The sequence below is a fragment of the Sphaerisporangium viridialbum genome (genome assembly GCF_049674955.1).
Classification (GTDB): Bacteria; Actinomycetota; Actinomycetes; order Streptosporangiales; family Streptosporangiaceae; genus Sphaerisporangium; species Sphaerisporangium viridialbum.
Map to the genome: position 1 here is coordinate 9,928,385 of NZ_CP187232.1, position 21,932 is coordinate 9,950,316.

23 protein-coding genes are annotated in these 21,932 nt (G+C 67.4%); 12 read left to right on the forward strand and 11 right to left on the reverse strand.

The window, feature by feature from the left end:
* Positions 1-80 precede the first annotated feature (80 nt).
* Positions 81-1,394: an AI-2E family transporter gene (locus ACOZ38_RS44835; RefSeq protein ID WP_424536869.1), complete on the forward strand. Its 1,314-nt coding sequence runs from the start codon at positions 81-83 to the stop codon at positions 1,392-1,394.
* A gap of 129 nt (positions 1,395-1,523) precedes the next feature.
* Here ACOZ38_RS44835 and ACOZ38_RS44840 read toward each other — a convergent pair whose 3' ends face one another.
* From ACOZ38_RS44840 to lpdA, 3 genes are all read right to left on the reverse strand, one after another.
* Positions 1,524-2,027 carry an RICIN domain-containing protein gene (locus tag ACOZ38_RS44840; protein WP_424536870.1) on the reverse strand — a complete coding sequence of 168 codons (504 nt, stop codon included), beginning with the start codon at positions 2,025-2,027 and terminating at the stop codon, positions 1,524-1,526.
* A 161-nt stretch (positions 2,028-2,188) separates the two neighbouring features.
* On the reverse strand, positions 2,189-2,698 hold the full coding sequence (locus ACOZ38_RS44845; RefSeq protein ID WP_424536871.1) for an RICIN domain-containing protein: 510 nt from the start codon (positions 2,696-2,698) through the stop codon (positions 2,189-2,191).
* A gap of 403 nt (positions 2,699-3,101) precedes the next feature.
* Entirely contained in the window at positions 3,102-4,502 is a 1,401-nt protein-coding gene (lpdA, locus tag ACOZ38_RS44850; RefSeq protein WP_424536872.1) for a dihydrolipoyl dehydrogenase, read from the reverse strand.
* A gap of 489 nt (positions 4,503-4,991) precedes the next feature.
* On the opposite strand from lpdA, the gene ACOZ38_RS44855 reads away from it, so the two are divergent.
* Positions 4,992-5,414, forward strand: a complete 423-nt coding sequence (locus ACOZ38_RS44855) for a hypothetical protein (RefSeq protein WP_424536873.1) — start codon at positions 4,992-4,994, stop codon at positions 5,412-5,414.
* Positions 5,415-5,963: 549 nt separating this feature from the next.
* The gene (locus ACOZ38_RS44860; RefSeq protein ID WP_424536874.1) at positions 5,964-6,578 is read left to right on the forward strand and encodes an ArsR/SmtB family transcription factor; all 615 of its coding nucleotides are present in this window, start codon (positions 5,964-5,966) and stop codon (positions 6,576-6,578) included.
* A gap of 30 nt (positions 6,579-6,608) precedes the next feature.
* Here the strand turns inward: ACOZ38_RS44860 and ACOZ38_RS44865 are convergent, their stop codons facing one another.
* From ACOZ38_RS44865 to ACOZ38_RS44880, 4 genes are all read right to left on the reverse strand, one after another.
* Positions 6,609-6,782 (reverse strand): hypothetical protein, encoded by a 174-nt coding sequence (locus ACOZ38_RS44865; protein WP_424536875.1) that lies wholly within the window; start codon positions 6,780-6,782, stop codon positions 6,609-6,611.
* A 346-nt stretch (positions 6,783-7,128) separates the two neighbouring features.
* Positions 7,129-7,950: an NAD(P)H-binding protein gene (locus ACOZ38_RS44870; RefSeq protein WP_424536876.1), complete on the reverse strand. Its 822-nt coding sequence runs from the start codon at positions 7,948-7,950 to the stop codon at positions 7,129-7,131.
* 129 nt (positions 7,951-8,079) lie between these two features.
* Positions 8,080-8,880, reverse strand: a complete 801-nt coding sequence (locus ACOZ38_RS44875; protein WP_424536877.1) for an aminoglycoside phosphotransferase family protein — start codon at positions 8,878-8,880, stop codon at positions 8,080-8,082.
* A gap of 475 nt (positions 8,881-9,355) precedes the next feature.
* On the reverse strand, positions 9,356-10,912 hold the full coding sequence (locus ACOZ38_RS44880) for an alpha-L-arabinofuranosidase B (RefSeq protein WP_424536878.1): 1,557 nt from the start codon (positions 10,910-10,912) through the stop codon (positions 9,356-9,358).
* Positions 10,913-11,476: 564 nt separating this feature from the next.
* Between ACOZ38_RS44880 and ACOZ38_RS44885 the strand changes: the two genes are divergently transcribed.
* The 3 genes from ACOZ38_RS44885 to ACOZ38_RS44895 all read left to right on the forward strand — a co-directional run bounded on the left by ACOZ38_RS44885 (position 11,477) and on the right by ACOZ38_RS44895 (position 14,891).
* Entirely contained in the window at positions 11,477-12,334 is an 858-nt protein-coding gene (locus tag ACOZ38_RS44885) for an alpha/beta fold hydrolase (RefSeq protein WP_424536879.1), read from the forward strand.
* A gap of 95 nt (positions 12,335-12,429) precedes the next feature.
* Positions 12,430-13,326, forward strand: a complete 897-nt coding sequence (locus ACOZ38_RS44890; RefSeq protein ID WP_424536880.1) for a class I SAM-dependent methyltransferase — start codon at positions 12,430-12,432, stop codon at positions 13,324-13,326.
* A 47-nt stretch (positions 13,327-13,373) separates the two neighbouring features.
* Positions 13,374-14,891, forward strand: coding sequence for an MFS transporter (locus ACOZ38_RS44895; RefSeq protein ID WP_424536881.1), 1,518 nt, complete (start codon positions 13,374-13,376; stop codon positions 14,889-14,891).
* Between the two features lie 125 nt (positions 14,892-15,016).
* Here the strand turns inward: ACOZ38_RS44895 and ACOZ38_RS44900 are convergent, their stop codons facing one another.
* The gene (locus ACOZ38_RS44900) at positions 15,017-15,544 is read right to left on the reverse strand and encodes a TetR/AcrR family transcriptional regulator (RefSeq protein ID WP_424536882.1); all 528 of its coding nucleotides are present in this window, start codon (positions 15,542-15,544) and stop codon (positions 15,017-15,019) included.
* A 150-nt stretch (positions 15,545-15,694) separates the two neighbouring features.
* On the opposite strand from ACOZ38_RS44900, the gene ACOZ38_RS44905 reads away from it, so the two are divergent.
* From ACOZ38_RS44905 to ACOZ38_RS44925, 5 genes are all read left to right on the forward strand, one after another.
* Positions 15,695-16,060 carry a zinc-binding dehydrogenase gene (locus tag ACOZ38_RS44905; protein ID WP_424537207.1) on the forward strand — a complete coding sequence of 122 codons (366 nt, stop codon included), beginning with the start codon at positions 15,695-15,697 and terminating at the stop codon, positions 16,058-16,060.
* A gap of 16 nt (positions 16,061-16,076) precedes the next feature.
* Complete coding sequence (locus ACOZ38_RS44910; RefSeq protein WP_424536883.1) at positions 16,077-16,565, forward strand: VOC family protein; 489 nt, start codon at positions 16,077-16,079, stop codon at positions 16,563-16,565.
* Between the two features lie 256 nt (positions 16,566-16,821).
* Positions 16,822-17,457: a hypothetical protein gene (locus ACOZ38_RS44915; protein WP_424536884.1), complete on the forward strand. Its 636-nt coding sequence runs from the start codon at positions 16,822-16,824 to the stop codon at positions 17,455-17,457.
* Between the two features lie 197 nt (positions 17,458-17,654).
* The gene (locus ACOZ38_RS44920) at positions 17,655-18,008 is read left to right on the forward strand and encodes a VOC family protein (RefSeq protein WP_424536885.1); all 354 of its coding nucleotides are present in this window, start codon (positions 17,655-17,657) and stop codon (positions 18,006-18,008) included.
* A 51-nt stretch (positions 18,009-18,059) separates the two neighbouring features.
* Positions 18,060-18,206, forward strand: coding sequence for a hypothetical protein (locus ACOZ38_RS44925; RefSeq protein WP_424536886.1), 147 nt, complete (start codon positions 18,060-18,062; stop codon positions 18,204-18,206).
* 94 nt (positions 18,207-18,300) lie between these two features.
* On the opposite strand, the gene ACOZ38_RS44930 is transcribed toward ACOZ38_RS44925, so the two are convergent.
* A complete protein-coding gene (locus ACOZ38_RS44930) occupies positions 18,301-19,287 on the reverse strand; it encodes an NAD(P)-dependent alcohol dehydrogenase (RefSeq protein ID WP_424536887.1) in 987 nt (328 codons plus the stop codon).
* Between the two features lie 248 nt (positions 19,288-19,535).
* Between ACOZ38_RS44930 and ACOZ38_RS44935 the strand changes: the two genes are divergently transcribed.
* Positions 19,536-20,129, forward strand: a complete 594-nt coding sequence (locus ACOZ38_RS44935; RefSeq protein WP_424536888.1) for a DUF2306 domain-containing protein — start codon at positions 19,536-19,538, stop codon at positions 20,127-20,129.
* Here the strand turns inward: ACOZ38_RS44935 and ACOZ38_RS44940 are convergent.
* Together ACOZ38_RS44940 and ACOZ38_RS44945 are read right to left on the reverse strand one after the other, a co-directional pair.
* Positions 20,126-20,782, reverse strand: coding sequence for a response regulator transcription factor (locus ACOZ38_RS44940; protein ID WP_424536889.1), 657 nt, complete (start codon positions 20,780-20,782; stop codon positions 20,126-20,128). The genes ACOZ38_RS44935 and ACOZ38_RS44940 overlap by 4 nt on opposite strands.
* Positions 20,779-21,912, reverse strand: a complete 1,134-nt coding sequence (locus ACOZ38_RS44945) for a sensor histidine kinase (RefSeq protein WP_424536890.1) — start codon at positions 21,910-21,912, stop codon at positions 20,779-20,781. The genes ACOZ38_RS44940 and ACOZ38_RS44945 overlap by 4 nt, the downstream gene beginning before the upstream one ends.
* Positions 21,913-21,932 lie beyond the last annotated feature (20 nt).

The window sequence follows — 21,932 nt, forward strand, 5'->3', positions numbered from 1 at the left end:
AGGTCGTTCACCGGATTCTTCACGTCTTATCAGGACTGGTAACTACGACTAGGAAGCCTCCAGGTGGGCAGCGGGGACCCGTGTCAGAGACAGGCGGTTCCGAACGCGCGGAGATCTCCAGCGTGTTCCCCTCGTTCCCAGGCGGCGAAGACGGTGCCGCCGACCCGTCCGGCGACACGGGTCGCGAGACCGGTACGACGGCGGCGGGACCAGCGCCGTCCACCGGCGACCGCGCCGCCGGGACCCGGCTGGCCGAGCGCGAGGCGCCCGCCGACCAGGTCGACGCGGCACCGGACGACGAACTGCCGCCCGGGACGCGCAAGGTCGACCAGAAGGAGTACGAGCAGCCGTTCGGCCGCCCGGGACGCCCGCTGCGGAGCAACCCGTTCCTGTTCGGCCTGACCGCCGCGCTCGGCGTGCTCACCGCCTGGCTGCTGGTGCAGTCGATCGCCAGCGCCGGCTCCGCGCTCGTCCTGATCGTGGTCTCGCTGTTCCTGGCGATCGGCCTCAACCCCGCCGTCGAGGCGCTGCAACGCCGGAACCTCTCCCGCCGCCTGGCCATCACGATCGTGTTCGGGGCGGTCATCGCGTTCTTCGTGGGATTCGGGCTGGCGATCGTGCCGCCGCTCACCGAGCAGACCACGGGGTTCATCCAGCACGTTCCCGAGTACGTGCAGCAACTCCAGAACCACCCGCTCATCAAGTCGGTCGACCAGCGGTACCAGGTCCTGGAGAAGCTCCAGCAGTACGTCAGCAGCGGCAACCTCGCGAGCCAGATGTTCGGTGGCCTGCTCGGCGTGGCGAGCGTGGTGATCAGCGCGGTGTTCAGCGGCCTCACCATCTTGGTGCTGACGCTGTACTTCCTCGGCTCGCTGAACTCCATCATGGACACCGCCTACCGGCTCCTGCCGCGCTCGCGGCGCACCCGCGTCCAGCTCCTCGGTGACGAGATCATCAAGCAGATCGGCGGCTACGTCGCGGGCAACCTGATCATCTCTCTTATCGCGGGCGTCGTGACCTTCGTCTTCCTGGTCATCATGAAGGTGCCGTACGCGCTGGCGCTCGCCATCTTCGTGGCCATCACCGACCTCATCCCCATGGTCGGCGCCGTGGTCGGCGCCGTGGTGGTGTCCGGCGTGGGCTTCCTGACCTCGGTGCAGGTCGGCATCGCTTGCGTGATCTTCTTCATCGTGTACCAGCAGATCGAGAACTACGTGATCTCGCCCCCGGTGTTCAGGTCATCGGTCGCCGTCCCGCCCATCGCCACGATCGTCGGCGCGCTCCTCGGCGGGGCCCTGCTCGGCATCGTGGGCGCCCTGCTCGGCATCCCGCTGGCGGCGGCGGTCCTGCTCCTGGTCAGGGAGGTTGTCTTCCCCCGCCAGGAACGGCTCTGAGTCCAGTCGGAGGGCCATGACAGAGCCCTCCGGACAGCGAAGAAGACCCCCGGACGGCGACGGTTCAAGGGCATCCGGGGGCGCGGGCTCTCGCGACCGGCGAACATGCCGAGGTGGCCGCACCTCCGGTCAGAGCCTCCACCGCTGGTTGCTCCAGCGGTTGCAGTCCCACAGGTGCACGCGGGTGCCGTTGCTGCCGACGCCCTTCAGGTCGGCGTCCAGGCAGCGCCCGCTGGCCAGGTTGTAGATCGTGCGGCTCTTCCTGTCGTACACCCACTGCTGGTTCGGCCGTCCGTCGCACTCCCACAACTGGACGCGGGTGCCGTTCCTGTGCAGGTTGTCGCGGTCGGCGTCGAGGCAGCGGCCGTTGGACAGGCTGCGGATCGTGTGGGTGGCCGGATCGTAGGTCCACGACTGGTTGGCCCAGCCGTTGCAGTCCCATAGCTGGATGCGGGTGCCGTTGGTGCCGATGCGGCCGAGGTCGGCGTCCAGGCAGCGGCCGTCGGCCCGGCTGTGGATGGGCCCCGTCCCCGTGACGGCGGCGGCCTGCGCGCCCGTCCCGCCGGTGACGGTGGCCGCGCAGCCGGCCGTGATCGCCAGCACCCGGACCGCCATGGTGAAGTTCCGCCGCATCGTGCCTGATCCTCCCTGCGCACGCCCGCCAACTACTCTGCGTAGTCGAACTTACACGTGCGGCAGCGGAGTCCCCCGGCTCGACACGACGAGGGAACCGCAGGCATCCGACCGGGTCGCCGAGGGCCGCCACGGCGCTCAGGCCACCCGGCGACGCCGTGTCAGACGCTCCACTTCTGGTTGGCCCAGCCGTTGCACTCCCACAGCTGCACCTTCGTGCCGTTGGTGCCGATGCCGCCGAGGTCGGCGTCCAGGCACCGCCCGTTGTACAGGCTGTAGACGGTGTGGCTGATCGCGTCGTAGATCCACTTCTGGTTGCTCCAGCCGTTGCAGTCCCAGAGCTGCACCTTCGTGCCGTTGCCACCGATCGTGTTGAGGTCGGCGTCCAGGCACCGGTTGTTGTACTGGCTGTGGATCGTGTGCGTCTTCACGTCGTACGTCCACTTCTGGTTGTTCCAGCCGTTGCAGCTCCACAGCTGGACCTTGGTGCCGTTGCCCTGGATCGTGTTCAGGTCGGCGTCCAGGCAGCGCCAGTTGGAGTGGCTTTTGATCGGCCCGGGCCCGCCCGGGCCGCCGACCGCCGCGGACACGCCCGTGGAGCCGGCGACGATCGCCGCGCCGCCGACCGCGACCGTGAGCGCCTGGGCCGTCCTGCTGAATTTCCGTCGCATCGCGCCTGCGTCTCCTGTTTCGTACGCGAGTCATGCGGCGGCGAAGGGAGAACGGGGGAGAACGTACCGATCAAGGCGGAGAATGCACACCTCGTCCCTGCCTTCGCTCGCGCCCATCCCGAGGGCACGACCGCCAGCTACTCTGTGTAGCTGAACTTATACGCGAAGTCATGAGACGAGGCAGGGTGACACGACGGCGAGACGCTCAAGCCGTGACTTCGGTGAGGCCCTGAAACTCCGCTGGGAGCTGGGAGACGACGTGGGAGAACACCTCCTCGCCGACCACCTCGCGCAGGGTGATGAGGGACAGTGCCCTTCCCGATGCCCCGACGGTGAACCGCCAGGTCAGATGTACTACACGACCTGACGGGCCGACGCGGCGGGGCGGGGGACGGCGGGGACGTCACATGTTGATCATGTGACCCGCGAGGCCGTGGATCGCCTCCTTGACCGCCTCGCCGAGCGTCGGATGCGCGTGCACGTTGCGGGCCACCTCGTTGACCGTCAGGTCCCACTGCTGGGCGAGGGTCAGCTCGGGCAGCAGCTCGGTGACCTCCGGGCCGATGAGGTGGGCACCGAGCAGCTCGCCGTGCTCGGCGTCGCTGAGGATCTTGACGAAGCCGACGGTGTCTCCCAGGCCGTGCGCCTTGCCGTTCGCGCTGAAGGGGAACTTCGCCACCTTCACGTCGAAGCCCTGGTCACGCGCCTGGGCCTCGGTGTGGCCGAAGCTGGCGATCTGCGGCTGGCAGTAGGTCGCCCGCGGGATCATCACGTAGTCGAGCTCCATCGTCTCCTCGTCCGCGATCGTCTCCGAAGCGATGATCCCCATCGCCTCGGCCGCGTGGGCGAGCATGAGCTTGGCGGTGACGTCCCCGATGGCGAAGATGTGCGGCACGCTGGTGCGGCACCGTCCGTCGATGTCGATGGCGCCCCGGTCGGTCAGGCGCACGCCGGTGTTCTCCAGGCCGTAGCCCTCGACGCGCGGCTGGAAGCCGATGGCCTGCAGCACCTTGTCGGCTTCGAGCGTCCGCTGCTCTCCGCCCTTGGACACCGTCACGCGCACCTTGTCGCCCGACTCGTCGATGGACTCGACCCTGGTGGAGGTCAGCACCTCGATGCCGAGCTTCTTGTAGCGTCGCGCCAGCTCGGCCGAGACCTCCTCGTCCTCCAGGGGGACGACGCGGTCGAGGAACTCCACGATGGTCACCTGGACCCCGTAGTTGCGCAGCACGTACGCGAACTCGACGCCGATGGCGCCCGCGCCGGCGATGATGATGCTCTCGGGGAGCCGGTCGGTGAGGATCTGCTCCTCGTACGTCACGACGCGGTCGCTCACCGACGTGCCCGGCAGAAGCTTCGTCGTCGCGCCCGTCGCGATGACGCAGTGGTCGAACGTCACCGTCTCCCTGCCACCGTCGACGACGGCCACCTGCAGGGTGTTCGCGTCGGTGAAGGTGCCACGGCCGTTGTACTCGGTGATGCCGTTCTTCTTCATTAGGTAGTGGACGCCCTTGACCCGGCCGTCGGCGACCTTGCGGCTGCGCTTGTAGGCCTCGGCGTAGTCGAAGGTGACCTTGCCCTCCACCTGGATGCCGAACGTCTTGGCCTCCTGGGTGAACAGGTAGGCGAGCTCGGCGTTGCGCAGCAGTGCCTTGGAGGGGATGCATCCCACGTTGAGGCAGACACCGCCCCAGTAGCGTTCCTCGACGATCGCCGTGGTGAGCCCGAGTTGGGCGGCCCGGACGGCCGCGACATACCCACCGGGGCCGGCCCCGACCACCACGACGTCATAATGAGCAGTCATGCACCGGACCATATGGGGTGCGAGCGCGTGGCGCAGCACCGGGTCCGGGGGACACCGGCGATGCCGGACGCGGCCGCGGGACGACCGGCCGCTCATTTTCTCCCCTTAAAGCACCTGCAACCGTACGCAAGGGGCACAGGCCTGGAAACGGGCTTAATGAGGATTAAAGCCCAGGTTCGCGAAATCGATCCCGACTTGCTCCTTTCCCTTCAAAGCACTCGTTGTCGGGGCGTCTGACCTGCGGGAGCGCCGACTGGATCGGCGTTTATAGCAAGATCAAGACGAGCATGTCGGGCGAAGTCGGGAAATATCGAACCGAAGACTACAAGAAGAGCTTAAGCACATAGCAAAAGTAGAAGTTATTCGTTTGTCCGGCGTCCCCCTAGGAAAAAAGACAAGCAGGCAGACTCACTGAGTCACCACAGCAATCACCGACAATCACGGTGAAGCACCCATTAGCAACCCGAAGTCGTCCAAGGGGGATACGCAATGCCCAAGGTCAAAAAATTGGTGGGCACGCTTACGATCGGCGCCGCGCTCAGCGGGGGTGTGGTCGGCCTAGGCGTCGCGGCTACGACTACCAGCGCCAGCGCGGCGAGCACCCTGAGCATGTCGAAGACGGGCGACTATCGAGAATACGACTACCCCCACCGCAACCGCAGCTGGAACCGGAACAACAGCCGCAGCTGGGCCCGCAACTGGAACCGGAACCCGGCCCGAAGCTGGGCCCGCCAACTTGCCCGTCACTGGAACCGCAGTCACAGCCGAAGCCACAGCTCCAACCGCCAGGCCCAATCCATCAACATCAGGCTGGTCTTCCCGAACCAGCTTGGCGCGCCGGTGACAGCGACGTCGACGTCGACGCCGTCGATGACATTGGAACCGAGGACAACGATGTCACCGAAGAACTGACGACTGGAGTGCCCGGGTTCCCCGCGGACCGCGACCCTTCTCGCCGAGGCCACGGTCATGCGGGGAACCGGGCCCCGGCAACCCGTATTTCATTCTTCGGGGTGCGTACGACCCCGGGAAGGTGACGGGCCGCCATTCGACGCGGCGGCCGGATCTCGCTGTTATCCAGGCCTTGCGCCCGGCGCGCGAGGGCTTCACTATGCCTTGTAAGAGTCTTCGGTACGGCCGCGCGGGCAGGCCTTTTCCTCGGCCCGCGCGGGTCATTCCCCGGTCTTTGCACGGCCACACGCGTGGACCACGTCCAGCTCGGTAGTGGCACATTTAGACATAAGAGGGTGAATGTGCTCTTTCTGGGATTGGCCTCCCACAGCGGCCACCGACTCGCCCCCTACCGGCGGGCCACCGCCGGCCGGATGTCCGCACGCCGGCACGGGGGAAGATCGCCACGGCGGTGAACCGTCCGCTCCCCGTGAATGCCCCCACAAGCTTTGCCATCCCGACAAATTGCGAAGTCTTGACAAATTATCCTGTCGTGGCGATGGTGGTGACATGCTGGATGTAGCGGTGATCGAGGATCCGGCCGCGGCCGAGGTCTCGCTGGATCCGATACGGGCCCGGCTGCTGGCCCACCTGTCCGAGGCCGCGTCGGCCACCACGCTGGCCGCCAAGGTCGGCCTGCCGCGCCAGAAGGTGAACTACCACCTCAAGGCCCTGGAGCGTCACGGCCTGGTCGAGTTGATAGAGGAGCGCCGCAAGGGCAACGTCACCGAGCGGATCATGCGCGCAACCGCCGCGTCGTACGTCATCTCGCCCGTCGCGCTGGCCGACGTGCAGCCCGACCCGTCCCGGTCGCCCGACCAGCTGTCGGCGCGCTGGCTGCTCGCGGTCGCGGCCCGGCTCGTACGCGACGTCGGCACGCTGATCACCGGGGCGGCCAAGGCCCGCAAGAAGGTGGCGACCTTCGCGATCGACGGCGAGATCCGGTTCGCCACCGCCGCCGACCGCGCCGCCTTCGCCGAGGAACTGGCCGGCGCGGTGACCGCACTCGTCGGCAAATACCACGACGAGACGGCCGTAGGCGGGCGCGACCACCGCGTCATCGTCGCCGTCCACCCGAGCGTCAAGCCGGCCGAGCCTTCGAGAGACCCCCAAGACGCTTCCTGATCCGGTCGGCACCCGTCACCACGGACCGGGTCAGCAGGCCAACGCCGCCTCGGGCGTGTCGAGGGTGTCGAGGGTGTCGAGAGCGAGAAGCGCCGCAGCGAGCTCGCGGCGCTGCTCGGGGCTGAGGCGGGCCGAGAGAGTGCCGCGCGGGATGAGAATGACATCGCCACCGAGGCACGGAAGGACGTCGAGCGGAAGGGACATGACCGTCATCATCCCAGGCCGAACCGACAATCTCGGGTTCTCCCAGGTCAACCACTCGATAGAACTCGAATGCGTTCCGCCACGTCGACTCGTACGGGGCGGGCCCGGTCGTCAGCCACCCGTGACCCGATCCCTGTTTCGCCAAGGCCGGCCCGGAGACTTTTCCTGGCCGGCCTTTCCGAGAGAGCGGTTACCCGGCGAGTAAACGAATTTGTCAGAGCTCAGCCCGGTTCCCGCGCTCGGTCACTCTGCAGGTTGTAGCGGCGGTTCTGCTCCGCCATTTCGGTCTTGTTCCGGTAGGGCGTGTCCTGGAAGGCTCGCTGGAGGACGACCGTCCGACGCCCGGTCAGGCGCGGAACGCGTCGGCGTGTTCGGCGGCCCACTGGGCGAACGTACGTGCCGGGCGTCCGGTGACCTTCTCGACGTTGGAGTTCACGATGTTGGGCTCCTCGGGCACGTTGCCGAAGACGTTGACGAGGAACTCGATGAGCTCCTCCGGCTGCCCCTCGGCGGCCATCTTCTCGCGTGCCTCCTGCTCCGTGAGCTCCACGAACCGGATCTGCCGGCCGATCGCCTCGCCGATGACGCGGACCTTGTCGGCAATGTTCAGCCTCTCGGGGCCGGTGAGGCCGTACGCGCGGCCCGCGTGGCCGTCTTCCACCAGAGCCCTGGCGGCGACGGCCGCGATGTCGGCCTCGTGGACCATGGCGGTGGTGGCGCCGGCGAAGGGCTCCCGCACCACGCCTTCCGTGCGGATGCTCTCGGCCCACTGCAGGGCGTTGGCCATGAACTCCGTCGGCTGGAGGAACGTCCAGCTCAGGCTGCTCGCCTTCACGGCCGGCTCCAGCGTCCCCTCGTCCCAGCCGCCGAGGACCGTGACCCTGCGCACGCCGGCCTTGACCGCCAGGTCGACGATCTCCTGGCCGTTCCGCAGCGACCCGTAGTCGTCTCCCCCGAAAGTGATCAGGTGAACCGCGGTGACGCCTTCCAGCACGGGCACGAGGCTGTCGGTCACGGTGAGATCACCGGCCACCACCTCCACCCCGGCGGGAAAGCTCACCCTCGCGGGGTCGCGGGTCAGGGCGCGCACCCGCTGACCGGCCTCGATGAGTTCGCCGACCACGTGCCGGCCGACGGTGCCGGTCGCTCCGGTCACAAGAATCGTCATTTGGGCTCCTCTGCTCGTTCGGGCTTCGAGCAAACGGTAGGGAGCATTGCGGACGGTTTCCGACCTGAATTACCCGGATCGGCCGGGGCCGCCGACATCGAAGGCCAGCGACCCCGGCCTGCTCACCTCCTAGGCCTGTACTGCTCGTTCCAGCAGCGTGCGGTGACGGATCATCCAGCCGGCGGCCCGTGCCCGCCAGGCGAGCGCCCACAGAGGCGCGGGGTCGGTCGAGTCCGGAGAGATCCGGGCGTACGCCGCCTCCGCGGCACAGTCCCTGATCGCGAACTCGATCATCCGGCTGACCAGGCTTTCCCGATCGGCCGCGGGCAGCCCGTAGCCGTCGAGGAACAGCCCCAACCGCCTGGCGCGGGCGGCCGCGTCCGGCAGGTCGTGGCGTTCGGCCACGTCGTCGTCGTACAGGTAGGCGTGCCACCAGGAAGCGGCGGCCACCTCGTCGAGACGGTCGACCGGCCCCGCGAGGGTCCAGTCGATGAACGCCACGGGCCGCCCGTCACGGACGACGGTGTGCCACGGCCCGGCGTCGCAGTGCCCGATCACCGAGCCGGGGCGGTCGTCGTGCATCCACCAGGGCTGCCACGTGGCGCCCGGCGGTGGCCGGAAGCCGGCGGTGGCGGTGTGCAGATCGCGGAGCAACGTGCCGACCTGCCAGACACCCTCCTCCGGCGAGGCGTGCGGGTGGACGATGGTGCCTTCGATGAAGGTCAGGACCTCGTTGCCGTCGGCGTCGAGACCCTCGCCGACCACCCGGGGGGAGCCGGTGAACCTGGCTTCCTCCAGATGGCGCAGCAGTGCGTGGACGGTGCCCGTCCAGGGCCGGGCGGGACGCCTGACGGTCCGGCCCGACCGGACGACATGACTGGGTCCACCTTCGGCTGCGGTCAGCGGCTCGAAGGATGATGCGGAATCCACGAATTCTCCTCGTGTCAGCGTGGTAAACGGTGCCGCGGCGCCATAAGACGGGCGCGGGCGGCTCGCGGCGCGGAGGAATCCGCGGCCGGCGGGACCACTACGAGGCGAGGAGTCGCGTATTTCGAGGCTACTGCCGATGAATCCGCCGCGATGGCGGCAGGAGGTCAGTTTCCGGCGAGCTCACGCGTCGTAGCGGTGACGTCCACCTCGCTGATGACCATGCAAGTCATGTCAGCCTCCTAGGATCGGCCGAACCAGGCTATAGCCCTGCGCCCGGCCTGGCCATCCATTATCTACCGGCTTCCTTCTGGGCCGATGACCTGCGCATTCGTCTCCCCTGGCTCTTGACGAGATTTGCGCACGAGTGAGACCAGGAGAAGTACGCCGGCGAGGATGGGGAAGACCAACGCCATCTGCCACGCGAGCGCCGTCCCCGGCGGGTGCCGGGGACGGCGGCGCGTTGCGGCGGTGGGGTCTACGGCGTCCAGGGAGAGCTGACGGCCCAGCTCACGTCGGCCGCCCATGAGGTGGACGAGTCGAACGCGTTCGAGCCGCCGTTGCTCGCGATGTACACCGTGTTGTTGTAGTGGCGGATGAACCTGGTCGGATAGTTGTACGACGCGAACGAGGTGCCCTGGCCGCTCCGGCCCGCCTGCGGGCAGAACGTCGCGTCGGCGCGGAACAGCGCGGTGCCGTCCATCGGCCGCCTGTAGAGCTGGAAGTTCGAATGCCGCAGGAAGTCGCCGGGGAAGTTCCTGGACTCGAACGACACACACGAGTTGTTCGCGAGGCCGCGGCGCGCGATCCACGACGCGTCGTTCTTGTCGACCGCCGAACTGCTTGACGTGATCACGGACGTGACCGCGTTGTTGTTCTGGTGGCGGATGTAGTTTGTCGTACAGCACGCCGTCGTCGCGCGCAGCGAGATCGTGGAGCCCGGGTTCAAGGTGCCGCCCGCGACCGGGCTCGCCGCGCCGTAGCCCACGGAGACGACGTTGGCCTGCACCGAGTTGTCAGCCGCGTCCGTCGGCAGCCCCGCCGTCATCACGCCTTCGAAGAACGACCCGATGGACCCGTTGCTGTTGTCGCCACCGGTGCCGAGAACGATGGAGCCCTCCTGATGCATCGGGGAGTAGCCGCCGCGCGTTGGCCCCGGCCCCGAGTACCGAGTCGTCAGGCCGCCTGACTGCGCGTTGCCGTCCTTGAGCGCGAAGAAGTTCTGCCCGTTGTTCTTCAGCAGCGCCGTCACGAACGGAGCGCTGTTGCCCGTGTTCGACGAGTTCTGGCTGGGGCCGGCACTGGACTGGAAGAGGCCGTTCTCGAGGTCCGCCTGAACCCAGGGGCCGGCTCCGTAGCATGGCGCGAACCAGCATTCGGTGCCGAAGTTGATCGCGTCCATGTGGCCGTTTCCGGTGTCGGCGATCTGCACTTCGACGTTGCCATAGTCGAAGCAGCACCTGTTGTTGACGTGCGTGCCCGACGTCACCATGTACATGCCTTCAGGCTGACCGTTCACGGCGACGCCCGACGCGGCCGTGTGCCGATAGCCCATGAGACCCGAGAACGACGCACCGTAAACCGTGTGACCGCCGGCGGTCACCGGCAGCGCATCGGCGGGCACGCCGGAATTCGCCGGCCCCGCCGTACCGGCCGGTTCGATGAACAGGTCGTTGTGGCGGGACGTCTGGTCGTAGATGATCGTGATGACGCACGACGTGTTCGCGCAGAACGAGTCCTGCGCGGCGGCGTTCGCGTAGCCTCCGGCCGCCAATAGGCCTATGTTCTGCGTGGCGCCGTCCGAGGCGCGCCGCACCTGGTAGAGATTGCCGCCGTAAGCGGCGAGTAGCGCTCGCGTGGTGCTGTGCGCGGCGACGCACGGCGTGTCGGCCGCACCGTAGATGTCGCACGGAAGTGGCCCCGCGGCCTGCGAGGTGCCGGGTAAGCCGACCAGGGTGCCGGCGATTAGCGCGACTGTCGCGCCCGCGAACAGTAGTGCCTTTCTCAAGCGCCGGAGTCGTGATCGAACGATCATTGTCAACATCTTCCGTTCCTGGGGAGATGGCGCGAATGCTGAGGGGCGCGGCTTGGATCGGGAATTCAGAGGCGCGAACAACCGTCGCGTGCGGTCGAGAACACGCAGCCGCCATGGCAACGACCCGGGTCGTCGCCGACGAGGGTGTCGGCATGTGCATAAGTGGAGGCCGAGACGCATGGCCGCTCCGGAGGCCCAAGGCGATGTTAGCGCTAACACATCTCGCCGACCATTGAGCATCGTCTACTCCTCCGGATCTCGGCGATGGTAACGCCCGCCGCGAATCAGGTACAACCGCCATGTCGCCGATGTGCCACCGAACTCTGGGTACAGCACGTCTTCGCCCTGGTCCGGCCATGGCCGGCGAGCCGAAGCACCCGTACCAGTACCTGAAACTTTCACGACCAGCGCCGCCCGGTCGCAGAGAGGGTCGAGCCCACAGGAGGGCCGCCTGCCGGTGCACTGGACTGGCACCAGCATTGAGCGGGATCGCGAAATGCCTTCCGCCAAGTGAAAAGAGCCGCGAAAATGAGAAGCCGCGACGACGGGCGAGGGAGACGGACTATGGGCGGCAAGAATGCTAAGCCGCAATGGCGGACGGGGCAGGTCACCAGCGGCGACGGTACCAATATCAGTTTCCTGAGCGCCGGGGACGGTCCAGGGCTCGTTGTCATCCCGGGAAACAACCGCCGAGCCCATCATTACGAGGCGATGACCGGGCACCTTTCCCGTGAATTCACCGTGCATGTGATCGACCGTCGTGGTCGTGGGGCCAGTGGCCCCCAGGGGAGCGACTACTCCGTGGAACGCGAGGTGGACGACGCGATCGCGGTGATAGGGCAGACCAGGTCAGAACGGGTGTTCGGGCACAGCTACGGAGGGCTGGTCGCCTTGCGTCTAGGGTTGCGTCATCGCGTCGCTGCACTGGCCGTGTATGAGCCGGCGGTGAGCATCCGCGGCTCGTTCGACGGCAGTTGGGTGCCGACGTTCACCCGCCTGCTGAATGACGGGAAACAGCTCGCGGCGATGACCACGTTCATGAAGCACAGCAGATTGGTCCCGATCGAGAATGCGCCGATGATCGTATTCCGTGGGCTGGCCTTCATGTTGCTGCACGGTTCCGACGGCGCCGAGACCCGCGCCATGATGCACACCACTCCTGCCGAGCTCCAAGAGTCCATCCGGTCGGATTCCGACGGGGCCCACTACTCGCAACTCAGTTCGCCGACACTGTTGCTCGGCGGCAGCAGGTCCCCCTCGTACCTCACCGAGGTGCTCCCCCAGCTCGCGGACATCATCCCCAACGCGCGCCACGAGATCATCGATGGGTTGGACCACAACGCTCCGGACCTGAACGCACCCGGTGTCGCGGCCGAACGGATCACGACGTTCCTGGCCGACACGGTGCCTGCGGGGGAGTAAGGCGTGCCGTCGAACCTCCCGCGAAGGCCTGGTCGATCAACACCGACCTTGATTAACGCGTCGCGGTTCATCGAAGCCGTGGTTACGTTGTCGGGATGACATATCGGCATCCGCTTGCCTACCTCCTGGGCTACGAGGGCCTCGCGCTGCATCGCGCGTATGCCGGGGAGTTCGACGCCGCGTTCGCCGAGACCCGGCTCGCCGAGGTACGCGAGATGATCGCCGCGTGGGACCGCGGGGAGCTCGGCGCCGGGGACGAGATCGGTGAGATCGACACGGTGACGGGCTATCGCTCCTGGTCGAGAACTTACGACGAGCCAGGGAACCCGCTCATCGCCGTGGAGGAGCCGGTGGTTCGCCAGATCCTGGCCGGGCTGCCGACCGGGCGTGCGCTCGACGCTGCCTGCGGCACGGGTCGCTACGCGGAGATGCTCGCGAAGGCCGGCCACAAGGTCATTGGCGTTGACAGCTCGCCCGACATGCTCGCGATCGCACGCTCCAAGGTCTCGGCGGCAACCTTCCAACTCAGCGAACTGAGTCGGTTGCCCGTCGCGGATGCCGCCATCGACCTGGTGGTGTGCGGGCTCGCGCTCGCGCATGTGGCGGCCCTGGAACCAGTGTTCGCCGAGTTCGCGCGAGTACTGCGCCCTGGTGGACGCTTGGTCACCTCCGACATTCATCGGCAGTCGCTCTACCTCGGCGGCATCGCCTCCGCCGTCGATGACAACGGCGTCGAAGGCCGGATGCCGGCCGGCCGGTTCCGGCCCAGTGACTACATCGCCGCGGCGCTGCCCGAGGGTCTACAGGTGCGCGGGTGTCACGAGCCGCTCTGGCCGCCAAGCCCGTACGCGGGCGGGCCGTTCGTTCGCGCGTGGGCGGCCGGCGCGGCCGATGCGGCGTACGAGAACACTCCGGCCGCCATCATCTGGCATCTCGAGAAGGACGCACGCCCGCCGAGGGCGGTCCGGGGAGCACGGCAAGATGCAAAATAGATCCACAAGGGATCGTCTGTAACAGAACTATCTGCTACGGTCGCTTCTTGTTCCTCTTCGAACAGGAGACGGCCATGCCGCACACCCCACCTTCCCCCCAACCGGCCCGCACCGGCACGTCCCGGTCGCGTTGGCCGGCGCTCACCGTGCTGTCCGCCGCAGCGCTGATGACGGTCCTGGACGGCAGCATCGTGACCGTGGCCATGCCGGCCATCCAGCGAGATCTGGGCTTCTCGCCCGCCGGGCTCAGCTGGACCGTCAACGCGTACCTCATCGCCTTCGGCGGGCTACTACTCCTGGCCGGCCGACTCGGCGACCTCATCGGACGTAAAGCCATGTTCCTGGCGGGGAACGCGGTTTTCACCGCCGCTTCGCTGCTGGCCGGAGTGGCCACCGGGCCCGGCATGCTGATCGCCGCCCGGTTCCTGCAGGGCATCGGCAGCGCCATGGCCTCCGCGGTCGTGCTGGGCATCCTGGTGACGTTGTTCACCGAGGCCAAGGAGCGCGCGAAGGCGATCGGTGTCTTCAGCTTCACCGGCGCCGCCGGCGCCTCGATCGGCCAGGTTCTGGGCGGAGTCCTCACCGATGCGCTCAGCTGGCACTGGATCTTCTTCATCAACCTTCCCATCGGGCTCGCCACGATCGCGCTGGCGATCAGGGCACTGCCGGGCGAGCGCGGGGCCGGCCTCGCCGCCGGGGCCGACGTCATCGGTGCCGTGTTGGTGACCAGCGGACTGATGCTGGGCATCTACACCGTGGTCAAGATCGAGCAGTACGGCTGGCTCGCGGCACACACCCTCGGCCTCGGCGCGGTTTCGCTCGCTCTGCTCACCGCGTTCGTCGTCCGTCAGGCGACCGCCAGGACCCCACTGATGCCACTGCGGATCCTCCGCTCGCGCAACGTCTCGGGCGCCAACCTCGTCCAGATGCTGACGCTGTCGGCCATGTTCGCCTTCCAGATCATCGTCGCGCTCTACATGCAAAAGGTCCTCGGCTACGGCGCGCTCGACACCGGCCTGGCGATGCTTCCCGCGGCAGTGGCCATCGGCGGCGTGTCCCTGTTCGTCTCCGCCCGGCTCAACACCCGCTTCGGCGAACGCGCCGTACTGCTGGCGGGCCTGGCGCTCCTGCTCGGGGCGATGGGCTGGCTCACCCGCGTCCCGGTGAACGCGAACTACGTCACCGACCTGCTTCCGGTGATGCTGCTCATCACGGGTGGCGGGTTGGTGCTCCCGGCGCTGACCACGCTCGGTATGTCCGGCGCCAAGGCCGACGACGCGGGCCTCGCGTCCGGGCTGTTCAACACCACCCAGCAGATCGGCATGGCCGTCGGCGTCGCAGTGCTGTCCACGCTGGCCGCCTCGCGTACCGAAGGGCTGCTGTCCGCCGGCAAGGGCGAGGCGGCCGCGCTGACAGGCGGCTACCACCTGGCCTTCGGCGTCGCCGCCGCTCTGCTTGTGGCCGCCTTCACCGTCGCCCTCATCGTGCTACGGCAGCCCAAACCGAACACCATTGTCCAGGTCGCGCCCCCTGCCGAGGCGGCGGTCCAGCCTGAAGTCGCCTGATCACCACCACAACCGGCCCGACGACACGCAGCGCTGAGAGGATACTGATCCAGATTGACCGAGCCCACCACCACGAACGAGAACGAGCCCGGCTCCGGCCCCCGCCGCGTTCGGCGGCAACTCGCTCAGGAACCAGGCGAGGCCTCGTTCAGCACCCCGGTGAGCAGGAGATCTGTCAGTCTCCGGATGGCCGAAGACGCCCTCTCGGCCGGGAGAGCCCGGAAGGAGGTGATCGCCATCAGGGCGATGCGCGCGTCCTCGACCGACACCTGCCCGCGGACAGCGCCGTCATCTCGAGCACGCTTCACCAGCTGCGCGAACGCCTCAGCATGCGCGCGGCGCTGTTCAGCGAACGCTGCTCCCGCCGCGTGCGAACCGAGCAGTGCTTCGTTGAGGCCTCGATCACGCACCTGCCGTTCGCCGAAGCGGAGGATGGTGCCGCGCAGCGCACGCCTGGAATCTGGATCGGCGAGAGCGGCCCGCATCTCCTCTTCGCAACGTGTGACCTGCTCGGTGAGCACGGCTGAGATGAGATCCTGACGCGACGGGAAGTGCCGGTAGACCGTGGCGACACCCATGCCCGCGCGCCGGGCGATCTCACGCACTGGCAGGTCCAGGCCGTCCGAAGCAAAGGCGGCCCGCGCGACCTCCACGATGTGCTTCCGGTTGTGCTCGGCATCCGTCCGAGGTTTCCGAGTCAATGCGCCCCGCACACCTCTCACTTTTCGACGATCCGGAACACCCGTTCCTCTTCCGCTCCTACCGTAGTGCGCGGTCTTGTTGCCCAGGTCAGAGAGGTGATCGTGTTCGCAGTCCAGTTTGACCGGTTCGGTCCTCCCGAGGTGCTCTCCGTCGGCCCGTATCCCGAGCCGCACGCGGGTCGGGGTGAAGTGCGCGTCAGAGTCAGAGCCGCCGGAGTCTCGCCGGTCGATGTCGCGCTTCGCGCGGGCCGGTCTCCTTCTAGGGAGCGAGTCGCTTTGCCGCACATTCCCGGTGTCGACGCCGCAGGACGCCGCGGTCTCGCCGTGGCGGCCGCGCTCTTCGAAGAAGGACGGTTCCGCATTCCGTTGCAGGAGGTGTTCCCCATGGCACAGGCGGCGCGAGCTCACGCGTTCGCCGCACGAGGACCACGGCAGGGCAAGATCGTCCTGACCGTTCCGTTCCCCTAGAGACAGGAGCCTTCTTATGACCCCCGCAGAGGGCAGGCCATCACCCGTTCGCCAGCTTCGCCTGGTCATTGAGGCCGAGGACTATGAGGCCGCGCTCTCGTTCTACCGGGACGTGCTCGGACTCCCCGAACAGGCGGCGTACTCCAATGGGGAAGATGCCCGGGTCGCGATCCTGGACGCGGGCCGAGCGACCCTGGAGATCGTGAACGCGGCGCAGAAGGAGTTCATCGACGAGGTGGAGGTGGGCCGTCAAGTGGCGCCCAAGATTCGAGTCGCGTTCGAGGTCGATGACGCTCAGGCCGCCACGGACGGACTGGTGTCAGGTGGCGCCACGCAGGTCGCTCCACCCACCCTCACCCCATGGCGGTCCATTAACGCACGGCTCGACGCGCCGGCCGGGCTGCATATCACGGTGTTCCAGGAGACCCTCCGCTCCTCGCCCGCATCAACGTCTACCTCGCACGGTGGATCCGCAAGCGGTACAAGCGGCCGCGCTGCTGGGTGACGGGAGACCGTTACGCCCCGTGTCGCGATCGGCGGCGGCCTTGATGACATCGGTTGTACGCATCCCTACCGGGATGGTCCTGTGTCAGCGGGGAGGCGGGTTGAGCCCAGCAACGCCCACCTCACAGCAGGTGCGTACCGTCATGGCACCTTGAGTCCAGGCTGGCGCACTCCACCTGTGAGCGGTCCGTCACCCGGAAACCGGGGCGAACTTCTCGAGAAGATCCCGCATCTCAACAGTTGTGATCAAACATGCGATGGCAACGGCACTGGTGATCGGATCGATACTGGGCGGAACCGGCGTGGCCCACGCGGGCGCGACCGAGATCCCCAAGGGGTTCCTGCTGACCGAGGCGAAGGCGAGGAAGGGGGTCGATCCGGACTTCAAGGACGAGGAGTGGTGGACGGTCAGCGACAACCCGTCCCGCCGGCTCGAACTCAACCCTTGCCGCACCAAGGGAAAGCCCCGCGACAGCCGGGTCGCCATGCGTACCATCACGCACGGGACCAGCGCTCCCTCCTTCAGCAGCGAACAACTCGTGCTGTACGGGAACATCAAGTCGGCCAAGGCGGCCTTCGCCAAGCTGCAGGCTGACCTGAAGCGCTGCCCGCGTGCCACGTACTGGTACTTCGGCAAACCGTTGTCGGTCGGGGACCAGGCCATGTCCGTCGCAGGCTACTCCTACAAGAAACGGAAGATCGACAGGTCGATCTCCCCTGTGATGTGGGCGGTGGCGCGGCGGGGAAGCGCCTTGTTCTTCTACACCGACTTCGACGACCACGCCAACCGCCATGGCGTTGCCCTGAACGAGCGAGCACGGAGGAAGGTGCTCGCCGACCAGGCGAAGAACATGGCGAAGAAGGTGTGCGATCTGCCGGTTGGGTGCGGGTGAATCGCCCGCTCTGGGAAGAAGCCCAACCACCTGCAGCGACCAGCCGCCGCATGGCGATCGTAAGAGCTGCCGGGAGCGCAGGCGTGCCTGGAGCTGACGGAGAGACTTACGAGTTCCCCCGCGATTGAGATGGGGGTGTGAAGCGGGCGATGGTGTAGTGCCAGCCCGCCCGATCGCCGTCCTGACAAGATAGCGACATGGAACGTGTGCTTGGAATCGGTGGATACTTCATGCGGGCCGCCGACCCGGTGGCTCTGGGCGCGTGGTATCGCGATTGCCTAGGCTTGGACGCCGATGAGAACGGTCTGTGGCGTCAGGAAGCCGGGCTGACGGTGTTCGCGACGTTTGAGTCCGAGACCGACTACTTCGGGTCCCGTGCCCAGCAGGCTATGATCAACTTCCGGGTCCGCGACCTGGATGCGATGCTCGCACAACTGTGCGCCAAGGGAGCGCACGTGGCTGCAGAGACGCAGGACATGGAGGGTGTCGGTCGATTCGGCTGGGTCACCGATCCCGAGGGCAATCGGATCGAGCTGTGGCAGCCCGCCTGACCGTGTCTTCACGCAGGCGGTGACGTGCTGGTGGCCCACTAGATTGTCGAGGTGTGCACCTTGGTCAGGCCCGCGCGGGCGTATCTACCGAGGGTGGTGCTCGCGCCCGGCATCAACGACACCGTGGGCGGCAACACCATCGCCTGCGACAACAAGGGCACCGTCGGACGCCTCACCGAGAAGGGGAGCCGCACCTGACACCCTGTGCCGCCTTGGCCGGGCCCTCGTCGGCTCCGTGCCGGCTGTAGGCCGTGGCGCGTTACGTGTGGGACGCCTCCGGTGAGGGCGCCGCTCAGACGGAGATGACGACCTTGCCGGGGGCGTGGCCCTCCTCCAGGTAGCCGATTGCCCTGGGGATTTCTTCGAAGGTGTAGTGACGGTCGATGATCGGGATCACTCGTTTGTCGTTCAGGAATGCGCTCAACGTCTGCAGGTTCTGTTTGGGGCTGGGGCACTTGAGGGCGTCTGCCACCGATATCCGCTGGCCGACGAAGCGGGATACCGCCAGGGCGGAGAGCACATGGCCCATGGGTTGTATCCAGCGACCGGGCGGGCCGCCGACCACCACGTAGGCCCCCTTGGGGTGCAGGGTGCGGCGGGAGACGGAGACCGGTCGGCTTCCGGCGATGTCCAGGAACAGGTCGTAGCGCTGGGTCTCGCGGGTGAAGTCCTGGGTGGTGTAGTCGATGACCTTGGTCGCGCCAAGGGAGTGGACCAGGTCCACGTTCCGGCCGCTGCAGACGCCGGTGACCTCGGTGCCGAGGGCGCGGGCGAGTTGCACGGCGAACGTGCCGACCCCACCGGACGCGCCGTTGATGAGAACCCGCTGGCCGGGCAGGATATGACCGTCGTCGCGCAGGGCGAGGAGGGCGGTGTTGGCGGCCATGGGAACCGCGGCGGCCTCCTCGTACGAGAGGTTCTCCGGCTTCGGGGCGAGGTCGGATTCGCGGACGCAGACATATTCGGCGAAGCCGCCACCACTGATGACGGCGAAGACGTCGTCGCCGGGGCGGAATTCCGTGACGTTTCTGCCGACGGATTCGACCTGGCCGGAGATGTCGGCGCCCAGGATGGTGACCTTGGGGGTGCGGAGCGCGAGGCCGCCGGGCATCAGGCGGGCCAGGTACGGCTCGCCGCGCATGTTATGCCAGTCGTACGGATTGACGGAGCTGGCACGTACCCGGACCAGGACCTCGTCGTCGCGAGGAACGGGCACGGGGATTTCGGTAAGCGTCAGGACATCGGGTGGCCCGTACGAGCGTGAGACGAACGCCTTCATCGCCATCTCCTTATGCGAGTCAATGCGGGTGCGGAGGCAGCCAAAGGCTAAGAAACGCGGCCAGACCACCGAATCAGCCGAAAGTACGCCTGATCGCTGGACGATCGGCTGACCTGAATCGGGCCGTTCGTGTGATGAGCAGACGTGGGCGAAGAAGCCACGATCCCCTCATGACCGAAAGCAGTGTGAGGGGCACCAAGCCCCAGAAGGTACAGCCCGGCGGACGGGACGCCAAAGTCCCCGGATGGATGGGGCCCACCGGCCTGATCATTCTCAGCGTGATTCCGGTGGTCGCCGGTGCGCTGCGTTTGGGGGAATTGGCAGGTGGTGCGGCGGTCACCCCAGCTAACGCGCGATTCTTCGCTACACCGCTACCCGTGGTGTTACACATCATCGGAGCGTCGCTCTACGGCATTGTGGGCGCCTTCCAGTTCGCGAAGAGGTTCCGTCGCCGGAGGCCGGGCTGGCACCGCATGGCAGGACGGATTCTCGTTGTATGCGGACTTGTCGCCGCACTCTCCGGCCTGTGGATGACCGTGTTCTATCCTCGCCCGGATGGCGACGGCGATCTCCTCGCGGTGTTCCGGCTCGTGTTCGGCACGGCGATGGCGGCCTCCCTCGTGCTCGGCTTCACCGCCATCCGGCGGAGAGATTTCCGCCGGCACCACGACTGGATGATCCGCGCCTACGCGATCGGCATGGCCGCCGGCACCCAGGCGTTCACCCAGCTCCCCTGGATGCTCCTCGTCGGCCCCCTCGGCGAGATCCCCAGAGCCCTGCTCGTGGCCGCCGGATGGATCATCAACCTCGCCGTGGCCGAGTGGATCATCCGCAGACCCTAGTTCCTGACCCGATGGGTCTCGTACGCCCACATGGCGATTTCCACCCGGTTCCGGGCGCCGAGCTTGGCCATCAGGCTGGCGATATGGGTCTTGACGGTGCTGAGTGAGATGTGAAGTTCGTCAGCGATCTCACCGTTGGTACGCCCTCGGGCCACCGTGACGAGAATCTGCTCCTCACGCTCGGTGAGCGCCTCGATGGGACGGGCCGGCGGCGCGGCGGGCCCGGCGTGCGCGAAGGCGGTGAGCAGGCGGGCGGTGACGCTCGGAGCGATGAGGGCGTCACCGGCCGCCGCGGCGTGAACGGCCTGGGAGAGCAGCTCGGCGCCGGCGTTCTTCAGCAGGAACCCCCGGGCTCCCGCGCGCAGCGCCGCGTAGACGTACTCGTCGAGGTCGAAGGTGGTGATGACCACGACGGCGAGTGGGTCGTCGATGGTGGGCCCGGCGAGCATCCGGGTGGCCTCAATGCCGTTGAGCACGGGCATCCGGATGTCGAAAAGGCACACATCCGGCCGAAGCCGCCGGGCGAGTTCGACCGCTCGCCGCCCGTCGGCGGCCTCGCCGACCACCTCGATCCCCGGCTGCGCGTTGAGGATCATCACCAGTCCGGTACGGACGATCTCCTGGTCATCGGCGACCAGCACCCGGATGCTCACCTGACCACTCCGGTACGCGGCAGCACGGCGGTGACACTCCATCCCCGGTCGGGATTGGGGCCCGCCACACAGGTTCCCCCGAGGAGATCGGCCCGTTCGATCATGCCGGTGATTCCGTAACCGGGTGTCCCTGCGGGGCGAACGGGATCGCCGTCATCGCTCACGTACAGACGGACCGACGTGTCGTCGGCGCTGACCCGAACCAGGACGCGGGTGGCGTGCCGCGCGTGGCGCCGGGCGTTGGTGACCGACTCCTGGGCGAGGCGGTAGATCGCGGCATCGACGGAAGGGGAGAGGCCGACGGTGTCGCCCTCGATCTCCACCTGGACGGACGGGCCGGATTGTCCCGGGCTTTCGAGCTGGGAGAGATCGGCGATGCTCCGCCCAGGCGCCAGGTCCGCGGGCGCGTTCCGGCGGAGGACGTGAACCATGGCGCGCATCTCGGCGAGCGCTTGGGCCGCCTCGGCCTCGATCACATGCAACGCCTCGGTGGCGGCGTCCGGCCGCGACGCCGCCGTCGCCAACCCTGCCTGCGCCCGGATCGCCATCGCCGAGACGTGATGGGCGACGGTGTCATGCAGATCTCGGGCCAGTTGCTCACGTTCGAGCAGTTTGACCTGGTCAAGCTCCCGCGTCCGCGCCCTCGTCCGGTACCGGAACGCCGCTCCCACGGCGATCACCGAGAACACGACGGCGAAGGCGGCGGCGGTGTCGGCGGGACCGGGATAGTCCACAACCACGGAGAACGTGGCTTTGACGAGAATGATCGTCAACCCGATGATCGCCTCTCGCCCGGACCCCCACCGGAACAGCGCATAGGGCAGGAGAAGCAGATAAATCATGGTGTTGGACTCGGGTGAGTCGCCACCCGCCAGCACCTGGGCCACACCCGACACGCCGAACGCGATCGCGACCATCAGCAACGGCTGGGTGCGGCGCCACAACAAGGTGGGCACCAGCCCGACCGCGAGGCTCACCGAAATGACCCGTGAGGGCATGTCCGGCCGCACCACTCCTTCGAGCAGCGCGACCGGCAGCAACACCCCCACGAGCACCCAGTCTCGCCACACCCGCCGCGGTGCGTTGGGGGAACGGGGCTCGTACCACACGGAGCGAATAAGGCCGTGCACGAAATCATGGTACGAGAGCC

Coding starts and splice junctions, on each gene's coding strand:
- ACOZ38_RS44865 (WP_424536875.1), bottom strand. CDS start 6,782: ATGTCCCTTCCGCTCGACGTCCTTCCGTGCCTCGGTGGCGATGTCATT.
- ACOZ38_RS44890 (WP_424536880.1), top strand. CDS start 12,430: ATGACATATCGGCATCCGCTTGCCTACCTCCTGGGCTACGAGGGCCTC.
- ACOZ38_RS44870 (WP_424536876.1), bottom strand. CDS start 7,950: ATGACGATTCTTGTGACCGGAGCGACCGGCACCGTCGGCCGGCACGTG.
- ACOZ38_RS44915 (WP_424536884.1), top strand. CDS start 16,822: ATGGCAACGGCACTGGTGATCGGATCGATACTGGGCGGAACCGGCGTG.
- ACOZ38_RS44880 (WP_424536878.1), bottom strand. CDS start 10,912: ATGATCGTTCGATCACGACTCCGGCGCTTGAGAAAGGCACTACTGTTC.
- ACOZ38_RS44930 (WP_424536887.1), bottom strand. CDS start 19,287: ATGAAGGCGTTCGTCTCACGCTCGTACGGGCCACCCGATGTCCTGACG.
- ACOZ38_RS44845 (WP_424536871.1), bottom strand. CDS start 2,698: ATGCGACGGAAATTCAGCAGGACGGCCCAGGCGCTCACGGTCGCGGTC.
- ACOZ38_RS44935 (WP_424536888.1), top strand. CDS start 19,536: ATGGGGCCCACCGGCCTGATCATTCTCAGCGTGATTCCGGTGGTCGCC.
- ACOZ38_RS44920 (WP_424536885.1), top strand. CDS start 17,655: ATGGAACGTGTGCTTGGAATCGGTGGATACTTCATGCGGGCCGCCGAC.
- lpdA (WP_424536872.1), bottom strand. CDS start 4,502: ATGACTGCTCATTATGACGTCGTGGTGGTCGGGGCCGGCCCCGGTGGG.
- ACOZ38_RS44885 (WP_424536879.1), top strand. CDS start 11,477: ATGGGCGGCAAGAATGCTAAGCCGCAATGGCGGACGGGGCAGGTCACC.
- ACOZ38_RS44860 (WP_424536874.1), top strand. CDS start 5,964: ATGCTGGATGTAGCGGTGATCGAGGATCCGGCCGCGGCCGAGGTCTCG.
- ACOZ38_RS44855 (WP_424536873.1), top strand. CDS start 4,992: ATGCCCAAGGTCAAAAAATTGGTGGGCACGCTTACGATCGGCGCCGCG.
- ACOZ38_RS44840 (WP_424536870.1), bottom strand. CDS start 2,027: ATGCGGCGGAACTTCACCATGGCGGTCCGGGTGCTGGCGATCACGGCC.
- ACOZ38_RS44910 (WP_424536883.1), top strand. CDS start 16,077: ATGACCCCCGCAGAGGGCAGGCCATCACCCGTTCGCCAGCTTCGCCTG.